This is a genomic window from Kitasatospora sp. MAP12-44 (assembly GCF_029892095.1).
Lineage (GTDB): Bacteria > Actinomycetota > Actinomycetes > Streptomycetales > Streptomycetaceae > Kitasatospora.
This window is the reverse complement of record NZ_JARZAE010000004.1, coordinates 482847-495279: the sequence shown is the minus strand read 5'-3', so window position 1 is coordinate 495279 and position 12433 is coordinate 482847. Positions and strand designations below refer to the sequence as shown.

Below are 12433 nucleotides of genomic sequence, written 5' to 3'. Positions count from 1 at the left end.
GGATGCGTACGTGCCCCGACTGCGGAGTCGCCAACGGCGACGGGGACGAGTTCTGCGGCAACTGCGGCGCCTACCTCGCCTGGCAGGGGACGTCCACCACGGCGACCCCCACCACCGGCGTGGCACAGCCGCAGCCCGAGCCCGCCCCCGAGACCGCCCCCGAGCCTCCCGCCGACCCGCTGGCGGTGCAGCCTGCCAAGCCCGTCCGGCCACGCCCGGTCGTCCGGCCGTCCGTGATCGACGACGCCCAGGACGGTCCGCCCTGCCCCCGGTGCGGCACCCCCAACCGGCCCGACCGGCGGTTCTGCCGGCGCTGCGCGGCGCCGCTGACCATCGTCGAACCCGCGCCGCCCCTGCCGTGGTGGCGCACCCGCTGGCCGTTCCGGCGCCGCGTGCGCATCGGCGGCTCCGGCAATGCCCTGCGCCGGATCATCGCGCTGCTCGTGGTGGCGGTGCTGGTGCTCGCCGGGGTGCTGTTCTACCCGGCCGGCCGAAATGCCTACGAGGACGTGCTGGACAAGCTCCGCAGCGCCTCGGCCATCACCCCCTCCACGGTCTCGGCGAGCGCCGCAGACGCCGGCCATCCCGCGTCCGCCGCCGTCGACGGCCTCACCAACACCTACTGGGGAGCGCCGCAGGTCGGGGACTCGATCACCTTCACCTTCCACACCCCGATCCGGCTGGTGGACCTCATCATCCACACCGGCTGCTCCACCGATCCGCAGCAGTACCTGCAGCAGGCCCGGCCCACGACGCTGGACCTGCTGGCCACGGCATCGGACGGAAAGGTCCACACCCAGCCCGTGACCCTGAACGACAAGCCGGGCCCGCAGACCGTGGTGACCGGCATCAGCGACGTGCTGCGCCTGACCCTCGTCGTCCGCTCCACGGCCGGAACGGGACCCGGACGCGAAATCGCCCTCGCCGAGGTGGAGTTCTTCAAACGCAGCTGACCCGACACCGGAAAAGCCCGTTGCCGCAGCACCGTTGAAGCCCCCGTGAGACTCCGTCTGTCTCGCAAGGGCTTCAGCGGCTCATAGTTGGTCAGACGCTCCCGAACTCGCCCGCCTTGATCCCAGCAACAAACGCAGCGAACGCGTCAGCGCTGAACACCAGGGCAGGGCCCGCAGGGTCCTTCGAGTCGCGGACAGGCATGACGCCGAGGATGCCGTCAGCAACTTGGACGCACTCGCCCCCTTGGCCGGAGTACGTGCTCGTGCGCCACGTGGCCTTAGTCAACTCCAACTCACCCATGTTCAAGTTCCTCTCTCAGCCTGCGGATCAGTGCCAGCGAAGCAGCTCGGGACAGTGCCTCGACAGCAAGTTGATCGTAGTCGCTGGCCCAACTCTCCACCGTGTCACTATCCCTCTCCAGGTAGCCACGTTGAAGGGTCTCCGTGTAACCAAGCATCACGCGCCCCGGAATGGTGAGGAAAGTGACCGGGTGGTTCAGGGGGTGTGCTTCTGCGAGTGAGTCAGGGGCAATCTGGATGGTCGTTTTGGGTCGGTGGTACAGCTCTTCGAGGTGCCGGAGCTGCCGAGCCATCACGCCACGTCCCCCGATCGGACGGCGCAGGCAGATCTCATCCATGATCGAGTGAAGCGCCGGCGCCGGGGTCCTGGACAAGATCCGCTGGCGGTCCATCAGGAAGCTGACCCGTCCGTCGGCCTGTTCTTGTGTGACCTTGCCGCGCTGGACATGTCCCGACTCCCAGGCCGCCGCGTACTCCTCCGTCTGCAGCAGCCCCGGAATGATCCGGGTCTGAAAGAACCGCAGCGCTGTCGCGTGGCCTTCCTGCGCGGTGTACTCCGGGAAGCCCTCAAGGAACGCCTGGTTCCTGATCGCCTGCCAAAGGATCTGAAAAGTCATCCCAGTGCCGAGTACCGCATCGACCCTCTCGGCGAACTTACGTCCAGGTGACTTCACGGCAGTTTCCAGGCCGGAGACGTGCCCGCCGGAGCATCCCAGCAGCGCACCTAGCTGAGTCTGCGTCAGGCCCCTCTCATTTCGTGATCTGCGGAGTTGGTCCCCAAAGGTCGCGCGCGGGGAGGATGACGGGTCAAGGGGCTTCAAGTTCATTGGTGCTACCTCAACTCACCTTTTGAGTTCCGAGAGTTGCGAAGTCACTCCGCAGTCGAGATGGTAGCCCCACTGGTAGTCGAGCCACTACGGAGAGGAGCGGCTCGTGTCGATCCTAAGTAGACAGATCGCCAAGCAGCGCCACCAAGCAGCAGTTGCAGCAAGGAAGTTGGTCGATACGCTCGGCCGTGCTGGCATCACTCTGCCCTCGGTGTGCATCGACCCGGCGTCGGAGGTGACTGGGTTGGTTCTGGTCGACCTCGGTCGGGTTCGGCCCGATGTGGTCCTGATGCTTGCCGAACTGATCGCCGAAGGACTGAATGCCTGTGACAAACAACAGAGTTGAGACGCAGCATGACCGCATGGCCGGCGATCTTCGCGAAGCTGCGCAGCGGGCTGTGGACTATCTGGTTGACGGGCTTGCGGTCAACGGTCTTCCCGCGCTTCCGGGGCTGGAAGGCGGCCGGGTCACCCTCATGCCCCACGGCATCCATGTGGAAATCGGCGGGGCGAGCGTTCGAACGGTACGGGCGATCGCTGATTTCCTCCACGAACACGCGCACTGCGATGGCCGGGTCATCCCGGGCGAGATCGTGCCCTCTAGGTTGGCCGAACTGCCCACTTTGCGCGGTGAGTTGAGCACATGAGCGCCACCCGGAACGGCGACATCCTGTCAGCTGGCGACTACGTGGTGGACCGCAGGTCAGGTACGGTCCTGGTCGTCATGGAGCGCCGCGCCGGCGTTCTCTACCTCCGTCCGGCCAAGGGCGGTATCGAGATCACCCGAGAGCCCGAACAGGTGCGCCGCGCGGACCGGGCCGAGAGTCTGTCCGGCCGGCTGGCTGGGCTGAACGCCGACAGTCGGCGGAGCGCCGGATGACCAACACACGTGAGATGCCCGACAGCCAAACGAAGGGAACCGCTATGACCGCGATCATGGAGCCGCCAATGAGCGCCGCCCTGGCCGTGCCCCACGTGATCGAGTTGGAGATTACGGGCAAGTGCCAGCTTCAGTGCACGCACTGCTTCGCGGACTCGGGACCGACCGGGACGCACGGCACGATGACGCACGCCGAGTGGTGCGACGTAATCGACCAGGCCGCTGAACTCGGGATCGCTCAGGTCCAGTTGATCGGCGGAGAGCCGACGACGTTCCCCGGCTGGAGGGGCCTCGTCGACCACGCCCTGAGTCGGGGACGCAAGGTCGAGGTCTTCTCCAACCTGTTCCACATGCCCGGGTCGGCCTGGACGGCGGTGTCTCAGCCCGGAGTCACGCTTGCCACCTCGTACTACTCCGTCAATGCGGGTGAGCACGACAAGGTGACGAAGGTGGTGGGAAGCCATCAGCGGACCCGCCAGAACATCGTGGAGGCGGTCAAGCGAGGCATCCCGATTCGGGCCGGAGTCGTCGGCTGCAACGATGGGCAGCTCGAGCGCCTGGCGGTAGAGGAACTCCGCTTGCTTGGTGTCCAACACGTGGCGTTGGACTACGTGCGGGGCGTGGGACGCGCGACCACCCGTGAGCCGAACATCAGCGCACTGTGCGGGAATTGTGGCCGGGGGAGGCTGGCTGTCATGCCGGACGGCGCGGTTTCCCCCTGCGTGCTCGGTCGCTGGCTTCAGCCGGCGAGCATCCTCCAACGCCGACTGGCTGATATCCTCGCCAGCCCGGAGTGGACAGCCACGGTAGCCGGCATCCCCGGAAAGGCACAGAACCACGGTGCCACGGTGGTCACGATGGATTGCCCGCCCAGCGACAGCAACGACTGTAACCCCGCGACCACCGAAGCGTGCGACCCTGCTTACGACTTCACGTTCCAAGCAGGGGGCGCGCCGAACGACAATAGCGACTGCAACCCGAATCAGGCACCGTCCTGCCTTCCGAATTTCTGAAAGGCACACAAGATGGAATGGCACCAGCACGCGGCAGCGCTTGCCGACAGCGTCACCGACCCGGATTCGCGGTGGCGAGACCCTGTTGCCCGCACCCCGCGTCACGAGCTGATCCCTCGGTGGTGGGAGAGGGAGGAGGATGGGTGGTCCCTGCGGGTCGGTGCCGATGACCCGGACCTCTGGGCGAGCCGTGCTTACGGAAACGTCTCAGTCATCACCAGCGTGGGTGGTCAGCACGCCGACCTGGCAAAGCCGGGGGACCGACCGACAGGGGGCATTACGTCGTCTGCGACGCTGACAGGCCTCTCTGTCAAGATGCTCAGGCACGCGCGGATCAACGCCGAACATGACCTGTTGGACGTGGGCACGGGGGCCGGCGGGCTGACCGCGATTGCCGCGCACCGGCTCGGTGACCGGCGAGTGACCAGCGTGGATGTGGACGCATACTTGAGCGAGGCGGCCCAGTCGCGCACTGCCGCCATGGGGCTACGCTCGAATTTCCTGACCCTCGACGTAACCAAGGAGCCGATCCCAGGCTCGTACGATCGGATCGTCTCCACGGTCGCGCTCCGGCCCGTTCCCGTTCCGCTGCTGACAGCTCTCCGGCCGGGCGGACGAATCGTCACCACCATCGCAGGCACGACGCTGATCCTCACGGCGTGGAAGACCGCAGACGGTGGAGCGGTTGGGCACATCGAACGGGACTGGGCCGGTTTCATGGTCACCCGTTCCGGCCCGGACTACCCGCCCGGAATCCCCTTCGACACCGCTCGCGAAGGGGAAGGCGAAGAGGTCACGACAGGCCGGTATCCGGTATCCGATATCCGCGAGGCGTGGGAGGTGTGGTCGTTCCTCACGATTAGCGTGCCCGGGGTGGAGATCGACTTCGAGGAGCGGGCCGGCCGGCGAACGGCCTACCTCGTCCACCCTGACGGTTCGTGGGCACGGGCTACCGCTGAACGGTACGAGCCCCCGACCGTTCACCAGTCCGGCCCCCGCCGACTCTGGACGGACGTCGAGCGCATCCGAACCCGGATGCTGGTCGAAGGCGGCCTGCCCCTCTACGGCAGTGAAGCGCGCGTCACCCCGGAAGGGGAGATCCGTCTGTCACGCGGTGGCTGGTCAACAGCGATCAGCTGAGACCCGCAACCAACCACGGCGTCCGGCCGCAGCGCCTCGGCGATCCCGAGCTGCTCGGCGACCCAGCGCGTGACGGCCGCCAGGTCCCGGACCTCCAGCGGCTTCAGGCCCAAGGGAACGGGGAAATCGCCCGTCGGGACCGGAAAAGCCCGTTGCCGCAGCACCGTTGAAGCAGTGAGAATCAGCCGGTGAACGAGACTCCGCGCGCCGACTTCACCCTCAAGCCCACCCTCACCGGCTCCGGGGTGCGACTGCGCCCCTTCGAGCCGGGCGACGTGGCGGCCCTCGCCCCTGTCTTCGAGGACCGCGAACTGCTGCGCCTGACCGGCAGTGCGAACCACTCCGACGCCCCGCTGCGCCCTCAAGTCCCGGAGAAGTCCGAGCAGTTCCGCCTCTGGCGCAACGCCCAGACCGACCGCCTCGACCTCGCCATCGTGGACCTGGCCACCGAGGCGTGCGTCGGCGAGGTCGTCCTCAATGAGTGGGACGAGGCCAACCGAAGCTGCAACTTCCGTATCCTGCTGATCGCTTCAGGCCAGGGCCGGGGCCTCGGCACCGAGGCCGGCCGCCTCATCCTCGCCCACGGCTTCGAGCAACTCGGCCTGCACCGCATCGCGTTGGAGGTGTACGCCTTCAATCCCCGCGCCCGCCGCGTCTACGAGAAGCTCGGCTTCGTCGCCGAGGGCACCCTGCGGGACGCCCTGCACTACGACGGTCAGTGGGTCGACGCCACCGTCATGTCCATCCTCGCCCCCGACTGGGCCCGCCACCGGGGTCGCCCCTGACCCGTTCGCTGCTCGAACGGTCAACCGGTCAGCCAGCCGGAGGTGTCGAATCAGGCGAGCAGTGTGTCGCGCAGCGCGGTCAGCTCGAACACCCCCGCGTACACCGTGTGTTGCCAGGTCCGCCCGTGGCCCGGCGAGCGCCGGCGGAGCCGGTGGCCCGGCTCCCAGGGCAGCGGCCGGCCGTCCCACACCGGGTAGACGTCCTTCGACGGATCCACCCGGTCGACCTTCTGCGGGCTGAACAGTTCCACAGCCCGCCAGTACCGGACGATCGCAGCCCTGCGCCCGCGCTCTCCACCGGCCATCCCCACGCCCCCTCATCCCAGCCACACCCGGAGAGCAAGCAGCGTACGGGATCACGAACCATCGCGTTCGGCAGCGGCCCGCGCGAACGGCACGCCGCGGGCTACGCGTTCAGCACCGGGCCCTGGGTGAGTTCGAGGGTGGCCGTCGTGGAATTGGTGATGGCCACCTTGTCGGAGCCCTCGTACGGGCCGATCCAGCTTTTCGGCATCGCGGCGCCGTGGTTGTGCACCAGGTTGCCGGTGAACTGTCCGCCGCCGTGGGCGGCGAACTCGGCTGCCGTGAAGCCGTCGAAATGGGCGAAACTCGCCACCGTCGTCGAGCCGTTGAGGTCCAGGACGTTTCCGGTCAGCACCGCGGCCGGGTCGCGGCCGAAGGTGGCGAGGCCGGATCCGAAGTAGACCGCGGTCGTGTTGCTCAGCGCTCGGAAGTAGTTGCCGACCACCTGGATGCCGTGGCCGTGGCAGTCCACCGGGACGACCCGGCACAGGTCGAAGTAGCATCCCTCGATCCGCAGCGTCCACGGGGTGCCCGCCAGGCCGTAGTTGACGTGGCTGGCGCCCTCGGCCGAGGAGAAGTGGCAGTCCATGATGACCCACCCGCCGGCTCCCGCCAGGGTGGGGCCGAGTTCGACACCGTGGTTGTGGCCGTTGACCTGGCAGCCGGTGATCTGGCCGTCGGTGCTGCCGCCGCCGGGGTAGGCCGTGGACAGGCCGTCGGCCAGGACGAACGTGCCGGCGCCGTACGAGGAGCAGTACAGCACCCGGCCGCTCACCGCGAAGGTGTTGGCGGTGCCCGAGGAGAGGAAGCGTACGAAGCCGCCCGTGCCGGTGCCGCCGGTCGGGTAGCCGGCGAAGCCGGGCGCGTCGCAGTAGAGGTCTCGGCAGTTGCGCAGGGTGACGCCGGAGGTGTCGATGATGGTGGCGCCCCAGAGACCGGGGACGGCGGTGGCGCCGGGTGTCGTGCCGAGGAAGCCGAGGCCGTCGATGGTCAGGCCGTGCGGATTCGCGTCGACCACCGTGCCGTTGCCGCTCGTACCGATCGTCAGCAGGGCGGTGGTGGTGGAGTTCAGCGGTGCCAGCACCGACCCGGTGAGGGTGGTAACGGTGGGCCCGTTGGCGCTGTAGAGGTCGGAGCGGCCCAGCAGGCCGCCCACCCCGCCGGGCACCGTCACTCCGGTTGTGCGATAGCAACCACCGCTGGCCGGAGGGAAGTTGACAATGGATCCCTTGACCGCCCCGGCGGCATTGAGGGCGCTCTGGATCGCCTGGGTGTCGTCGGTCTTCCCGTCGCCGACCGCGCCGTACGCCGTGACGTCGAAGATGTTCGCCGTGCCTGTGGTCGCCGCCGGCGTTGCTGCCGCCGCCGGCGATGCCGAGAGCAGGCCGAGCCCGCCGGTCAGGGCTCCGAGTCGCAGGGCGTCCCGTCGCCCGAATCCGTTGCTGCTGGTCACCGTGGTTTCCTTCTGTTGGGATGGGGATGGTGGATGTCCGTGAAGAGTGTCCTGACGCGTCAGGAAGCGCCGAGGTCCTGGGCGAGGCGGCGCAGGTGCGGGCCGTACTCGGGATGCGCGAGCGCGGCGGCGAACTGCGCGGTGAGATAGGCGAGCGGGGTGCCGGTGTCGTACCAGCGGCCCTTGATGACCTGTCCGTAGACGGCGCGGGTGGCGGCGTAGGCGTTGATGGCGTCGGTCAGGTACACCTCGCCCTGCTGGTGCTCGTGCCAGCGCCTGGTCTGCTCGCGGATCTCCTCGACCACGGCGGGGGTGATGACGTATCCGCCGATCACGGCGAACGCCGACGGCGAGTCCTTGGGATCGGGCTTCTCGACCAGGCCGGTGATGCGCATCGATCCGTCGCCGAGATCCTCCTTCACCACCGGGACGCCGTAGCGCAGGGCGTCCGTCGGGTCGTCCATCGGCATCAGGGCCAGCACCGGCGCGTTGGTCGCCTCGTACGCCCTGATCAGCTGCTGCGCCCTGGGCACCTCGGCCACGAAGACGTCGTCCGGCCACAGGACGAGCATCGGCTCGTCGCCGAGGTGGCGCGCCGCGTTCAGGACGGGCGTGCCGTTGCCGTAGGGGCCGTGCTGGTCGAGGTAGGTGATGTGGCCGCGCCGGGAGAGCTCGCCGACCTCCTCCACCGCGTCCGCGTACCCGGACTTGCCGTCCGCGCGCAATCGGGAGACGAGGGAGGGGTTGGGGCGGAAGTGGCGCTGGATCAGGTCCTTGTTGTCGGAGACGACGATGGTGATGTCGGTGACGCCCGAGTCGATGAGCTCACGCACCGTGTGCTCGATCACCGGCCGGTCGCCGATCGGCAGCATCTCCTTCGGCGTCGCCTTCGTCATCGGCAGCAGGCGTGAGCCGAGACCGGCGGCGGGAATGACGGCTCGGCGGATGGTCCTGGTCATGAGGGGTCTCCCGGTGTGTGCGTCAGGTCGGCGACCAGTGCGCGGCGGTCGCGTCGTCGTGGGTCTTGAGGCGTGGCCACACGCGGCCGCTCGGGTCGCCGCGTTCGGCTGCCCGCACCAGCTGGACGAGGCGGGCAGGTCCGTCCCGCTCCAGGAGGCCGGCGACCTGCGGCCAGTCGGCCAGTCGGTAGACGTCCACGTAGTCGCCCGCGCCGTCGCTGAGCAGCGAGACGGCCCGCAGTCCCTTCGCCGTCACCGTCGCGCTGACGGCTTCGGCGGCGCTGCGCGGGTCGGCTCCCGCCACCCAGTAGCCGCCGGGGGTGTTGCGGTAGGTCAACTCGTGGGCGATGTAGGCCCGTCGGGCGACGGCGTGCAGGTTGCCGCCCAGCGGGAGGTGGCTCATCTGCTCGCGCCGGTGCCGGAGTTCGGGGATGCCGTGGAGCCGGCGGTCGCTCACCGCCCTGGTCCGGTCGTGCCGGGTGAGCAGGATCGTGGAGTCGTGCAGGGTCAGGTAGTCGAGGACGTCCTCGCGGCGGCGGACGATCGCCACCGTCGAGGAGGGCGTCGCGGGGTTGCGCAGGTCGCAGCTCGACCGGTGCAGGTCGGCGACCGCCTCGATGGCCCGGGCCAGCAGCTCGGCCGGCGGCTGCTCGGTGGTGAGCAGCGCGCTGAGCAGCCGGCTGCCCAACTGGCGGACGTACCAGTGGACTCCGTGCAGGCAGCCGCTGCCTTCCGCGCTCGGCCCGCCGGCTCCGTCGAGCAGGACGACCACGTCGGGGCCGGTGAGGAGCAGGTCCAGATTCGGGGCGTCGGAGCGGGCGGCCAGCGTGGCCGAGGTGATGTTCATGGGCACCTCCGGAAGCCGTGGTCGGCGGTTCAGCTCAGGTTGCGCAGCGCCGTCAGCGCGGTCTGCGGGTAGGGACCCGCACAGGCGGGGCAGGCCGCGGAGGCCGCGGGATCGTTGAGCCAGTACCCGTCGATGGCGGTGCGCACGGTCCGGGCCGCGCTGTCGATGGTGGCGGCGGTGACGGCGGTTCCCGACGGATTGGTGCTGATCCCGGCGAGCACCTTGACGTGCGGGTTGGCCTGCCGTGCCTGGGCGGTGGCGGCGGAGACGAAGGAGGCGAACAGGGTGGGGTTGTTCTCGGCGCCCTGGGCCTGGATGTCCAGGACGTCGGCGTAGCGCGCGGCCTGCCCGAGCACGCCCAGGCCGAGGAAGGCGCCGAACTTGTCCGTGGTGGTGTCCGGGCTCAGCTTGTTGACCAGGTCCGGGGCCGGCGCCGCGATGAAGAGGAGGTGGTTGCGGTGGACCAGTTCGGCGGCCAGTTGGTCGTAGTGGGCGGGGTCGGCCTGCTCGTCGGCCGGTGTCAGCGACCAGTGCTCGTTGTCGTAGAGCACGGCGCGGATGCGCGGGTCCAGGCTGTGCTTGGCGAAGGCCGACCGGAGCGCGGTGTAGCTGGTGAAGCTGGCGGTGGGCGTGCTGCTCCAGCCCGCGGGGACGGCCCAGGCGTCGGGTCCGGTGAGGACATAGGCGTTGGGCGTGTTGAAGTTCTTCGCGGTGGTGCTGCCCGTGGTGTCCGTCGCCAGCAGCCGGGTGAGGGTGCTGCCGCTGACGATCCATGACGTGCCGGTGGCGCCGGTGCCGGGGGCCGCACTCCCGGGCGGTGGGCTCTGCGGGCCGACGGCCCGGGACGGGGAGCGGCCGCCGCTCCCTCCCAGGGCCAGGTAGGTGACGACGGCGGCCAGCGCGAGGAGTAGTGCCATCGCCGTGATGCTTCGGGTGTTCTTCATCGGTTCCGTGCCTCGTTGTCTGCGGGAGGTGGCCGTTCAGAGCAGGGGAGAGGCCGGTTCAGGCCCCCGGCGCGGGGTCCTCGGTTCTGCGGGGCCGCAGCGCCGAGCGCAGCGCCGGCAGGCGCGTACGCACCGCCAGGGGCAGTCGCACCGGCCGGGTTCCGCAGGCCAGCGTCGATTCCAGCTGGAAGAATCGCTTGAGGAACGTGAACGGCAGCCATAGTGGAATCCACGCCAGCAAGTGTGCCCGCCGGTAGTACAGGATGACGCACAGTCGCGGAATGAGCGCGGGTATCTGGACCAGCACGAAGATCACGGCGAATCGGGCGAGATTGTGCTGCGGCTGCGGCTGGAGCACCCCGTAGAGGACCGCCAGCAGCATCACGAAGAGGTGGATCGGCGAGACCAGCCGGATTCCGGCGCTCCTGGGCAGCTCGAACCAGAACCGCGGGCCGGGCGCGCCCTGGCCGAACGGTGTGTACCGGGCGAAGTTCATCATGCCGCCGAGCCCCCAGCGGAAGCGCTGGACGCGCAGTTGGCCGACCTTGACCGGCACGTCCTCGTAGGAGATCACGTGCGGGTCGAGCACCACGCGCCAGCCCAGTCGGCCGAAGGCGCAGGTGAACTCGGCGTCCTCGCCGAACATCCCGTGCACGAACCCGCCGAAGTCCAGCGCCACTTGGCGGCGGAACGCGCAGAAGGTGCCGGGCACGCACGGCACGGCGTCGACCGTGGTCAGGGTCGCCAGGCAGAGCCCGTAGGTGAACAGCTGCTCCATGGCGCGCATCCGGTCGATCCAGGTGTCGTAGGGCTCCTTGGGCAGCGTCAGCGCGCCGACCACACCGACCCGCGGATCGGAGATGAAGTGCGGGATCGAGTGGGCGAAGGCGTTGGGGTCCACCGCGCAGTCGGCGTCGACCCGGTAGACGAAGTCGGCGGTGCAGCGCGCCAGCGCGAGGTTCAGCGCCTTGGCCTTGCCGGCGTGCGGGCCCTGGATCACCTCGCCGGTGGCGTACCGGTAGTCGGCGATGGCCGCCTCGGCCAGGGCGCGGGTGTCGTCGGTGGAGCCGTCGTCGCACAGCACCGCGTGGACCGGGCCTCCGTAGGCGGCCGCCGCGCGGTCGATGGACGCCAGCAGCCGCTCGATCCCGGCCGCCTCGTTGTAGGCGGGGATGATCACGTTGAGCGCGGGACGCTCGGTGCCCAGGCGCGGTTTGCGGGCCCCCGCCATCCGGACCAGCGCGAGCAGCATGAACATCAGGTCGGTGACCCCGGAGCGCAGGCTGGCCAGGATCAGGAACATCGCGATCGGATGGTCGCCGACCTGGCTCGCCAGCGCCAGCGCGAGCGCGGCGACGATGCTGAGCGAGCCGAGCAGGCAGCACAGCAGGACGAGGTTGTCGCGCCAGTCGCCCCGTCGCAGCGAGGGCAGTTGGGTGATGCGGGGCAGGCGGTAGGTGGTGAAGGTGAGGCGGTAGATCAGGAAGTAGCCGAACGTCGACTGGAGCACCAGGGCCAGCAGTGGCACCGGACCGAGCGGCAGGCCGGCCGCGGCGCCGATCAGCGCGGTGAAGCAGTTGGTGAGGACGGAGAAGGCGACGAACAGCGGTGCGTGGGCCAGGATCATCAGCCGTCGCCCGGGCGTCGTGGGCAGCACGGCGGCGATCGTGACCAGGTAGCCGACGACCGCGGCCGGCAGCAGGGGCGGCAGGCTGTGCGCGTACATCATGGTCAGGTGCGAGTTGCCGTTGGTGGCCGACAGCGTGTCGGCGACCAACGAGCTGTACGCCTGGTCGAGTTGGGGGTGGCGCAGGGCGACGATCAGCGTGCAGACGCACGCGCCGACGACCAGGAAGCTCACCAGGCGCGGCAGCGACGGCCTGCGGACGGGCGGCAGTTGCACGATCTGGCCCGAGCCGCGGTCCGAGTCGTCGAAGGTGCGGGACAGCGGCTGGCGCACGATGAGCAGCATCAGGAGCACATCGGCGGCGAGCAGGGCGATGGTGGTGGGGTGGTACATGGGGTGGTC

At 69.2% G+C, this 12433-nt stretch carries 15 protein-coding genes; 7 read left to right on the top strand and 8 right to left on the bottom strand.

The genetic code is table 11. The features are described 5' to 3' along the window. Positions 1 to 2 precede the first annotated feature (2 nt). The gene (locus P3T34_RS03370; RefSeq protein ID WP_280664458.1) at positions 3 to 953 is read left to right on the top strand and encodes a zinc-ribbon domain-containing protein; all 951 of its coding nucleotides are present in this window, start codon (positions 3 to 5) and stop codon (positions 951 to 953) included. A 91-nt stretch (positions 954 to 1044) separates the two neighbouring features. Here the strand turns inward: P3T34_RS03370 and P3T34_RS03365 are convergent, their stop codons facing one another. Together P3T34_RS03365 and P3T34_RS03360 are read right to left on the bottom strand one after the other, a co-directional pair. Next, the gene (locus P3T34_RS03365) at positions 1045 to 1254 is read right to left on the bottom strand and encodes a DUF397 domain-containing protein (protein WP_280664457.1); all 210 of its coding nucleotides are present in this window, start codon (positions 1252 to 1254) and stop codon (positions 1045 to 1047) included. Next, entirely contained in the window at positions 1247 to 1870 is a 624-nt protein-coding gene (locus P3T34_RS03360) for a DUF5753 domain-containing protein (protein ID WP_280664456.1), read from the bottom strand. The genes P3T34_RS03365 and P3T34_RS03360 overlap by 8 nt, the downstream gene beginning before the upstream one ends. 316 nt (positions 1871 to 2186) lie before the next feature. On the opposite strand from P3T34_RS03360, the gene P3T34_RS03355 reads away from it, so the two are divergent. The 6 genes from P3T34_RS03355 (at position 2187) to P3T34_RS03330 (ending at position 5898) form a co-directional block, all read left to right on the top strand. Continuing rightward, on the top strand, positions 2187 to 2426 hold the full coding sequence (locus P3T34_RS03355; protein WP_280664455.1) for a hypothetical protein: 240 nt from the start codon (positions 2187 to 2189) through the stop codon (positions 2424 to 2426). Between the two features lie 16 nt (positions 2427 to 2442). Continuing rightward, positions 2443 to 2727, top strand: coding sequence for a hypothetical protein (locus tag P3T34_RS03350; protein WP_280664454.1), 285 nt, complete (start codon positions 2443 to 2445; stop codon positions 2725 to 2727). Further along, a complete protein-coding gene (locus tag P3T34_RS03345) occupies positions 2724 to 2960 on the top strand; it encodes a hypothetical protein (RefSeq protein WP_280664453.1) in 237 nt (78 codons plus the stop codon). The genes P3T34_RS03350 and P3T34_RS03345 overlap by 4 nt, the downstream gene beginning before the upstream one ends. A gap of 44 nt (positions 2961 to 3004) precedes the next feature. Beyond that, a complete protein-coding gene (locus P3T34_RS03340) occupies positions 3005 to 3973 on the top strand; it encodes a radical SAM protein (protein WP_280664452.1) in 969 nt (322 codons plus the stop codon). Positions 3974 to 3985: 12 nt separating this feature from the next. Then, positions 3986 to 5113 carry a methyltransferase domain-containing protein gene (locus P3T34_RS03335; RefSeq protein ID WP_280664451.1) on the top strand — a complete coding sequence of 376 codons (1128 nt, stop codon included), beginning with the start codon at positions 3986 to 3988 and terminating at the stop codon, positions 5111 to 5113. Between the two features lie 188 nt (positions 5114 to 5301). Continuing rightward, positions 5302 to 5898 carry a GNAT family protein gene (locus tag P3T34_RS03330; RefSeq protein WP_280664450.1) on the top strand — a complete coding sequence of 199 codons (597 nt, stop codon included), beginning with the start codon at positions 5302 to 5304 and terminating at the stop codon, positions 5896 to 5898. A gap of 50 nt (positions 5899 to 5948) precedes the next feature. On the opposite strand, the gene P3T34_RS03325 is transcribed toward P3T34_RS03330, so the two are convergent. From P3T34_RS03325 to P3T34_RS03300, 6 genes are all read right to left on the bottom strand, one after another. Further along, positions 5949 to 6149, bottom strand: a complete 201-nt coding sequence (locus P3T34_RS03325; protein WP_280664449.1) for a hypothetical protein — start codon at positions 6147 to 6149, stop codon at positions 5949 to 5951. Between the two features lie 155 nt (positions 6150 to 6304). Then, on the bottom strand, positions 6305 to 7654 hold the full coding sequence (locus P3T34_RS03320) for a glycosyl hydrolase family 28-related protein (RefSeq protein WP_280664448.1): 1350 nt from the start codon (positions 7652 to 7654) through the stop codon (positions 6305 to 6307). A gap of 59 nt (positions 7655 to 7713) precedes the next feature. After that, positions 7714 to 8613, bottom strand: coding sequence for a UTP--glucose-1-phosphate uridylyltransferase (locus P3T34_RS03315; protein ID WP_280664447.1), 900 nt, complete (start codon positions 8611 to 8613; stop codon positions 7714 to 7716). A gap of 22 nt (positions 8614 to 8635) precedes the next feature. After that, positions 8636 to 9460, bottom strand: a complete 825-nt coding sequence (locus P3T34_RS03310; protein WP_280664446.1) for a protein phosphatase 2C domain-containing protein — start codon at positions 9458 to 9460, stop codon at positions 8636 to 8638. A gap of 29 nt (positions 9461 to 9489) precedes the next feature. Continuing rightward, positions 9490 to 10404, bottom strand: coding sequence for a hypothetical protein (locus P3T34_RS03305; RefSeq protein ID WP_280664445.1), 915 nt, complete (start codon positions 10402 to 10404; stop codon positions 9490 to 9492). Positions 10405 to 10462: 58 nt separating this feature from the next. Next, positions 10463 to 12424 (bottom strand): glycosyltransferase family 2 protein, encoded by a 1962-nt coding sequence (locus P3T34_RS03300; protein ID WP_280664444.1) that lies wholly within the window; start codon positions 12422 to 12424, stop codon positions 10463 to 10465. Between the last annotated feature and the right edge of the window lie 9 nt (positions 12425 to 12433).

Bases quoted from the DNA above. Each gene is read 5' to 3' on its own strand.
- P3T34_RS03370 (WP_280664458.1), top strand. From the start codon at position 3: ATGCGTACGTGCCCCGACTGCGGAGTCGCCAACGGCGACGGGGACGAG.
- P3T34_RS03365 (WP_280664457.1), bottom strand. From the start codon at position 1,254: ATGGGTGAGTTGGAGTTGACTAAGGCCACGTGGCGCACGAGCACGTAC.
- P3T34_RS03360 (WP_280664456.1), bottom strand. From the start codon at position 1,870: ATGACTTTTCAGATCCTTTGGCAGGCGATCAGGAACCAGGCGTTCCTT.
- P3T34_RS03350 (WP_280664454.1), top strand. From the start codon at position 2,443: ATGGCCGGCGATCTTCGCGAAGCTGCGCAGCGGGCTGTGGACTATCTG.
- P3T34_RS03345 (WP_280664453.1), top strand. From the start codon at position 2,724: ATGAGCGCCACCCGGAACGGCGACATCCTGTCAGCTGGCGACTACGTG.
- P3T34_RS03340 (WP_280664452.1), top strand. From the start codon at position 3,005: ATGACCGCGATCATGGAGCCGCCAATGAGCGCCGCCCTGGCCGTGCCC.
- P3T34_RS03335 (WP_280664451.1), top strand. From the start codon at position 3,986: ATGGAATGGCACCAGCACGCGGCAGCGCTTGCCGACAGCGTCACCGAC.
- P3T34_RS03315 (WP_280664447.1), bottom strand. From the start codon at position 8,613: ATGACCAGGACCATCCGCCGAGCCGTCATTCCCGCCGCCGGTCTCGGC.
- P3T34_RS03310 (WP_280664446.1), bottom strand. From the start codon at position 9,460: ATGAACATCACCTCGGCCACGCTGGCCGCCCGCTCCGACGCCCCGAAT.
- P3T34_RS03305 (WP_280664445.1), bottom strand. From the start codon at position 10,404: ATGAAGAACACCCGAAGCATCACGGCGATGGCACTACTCCTCGCGCTG.
- P3T34_RS03300 (WP_280664444.1), bottom strand. From the start codon at position 12,424: ATGTACCACCCCACCACCATCGCCCTGCTCGCCGCCGATGTGCTCCTG.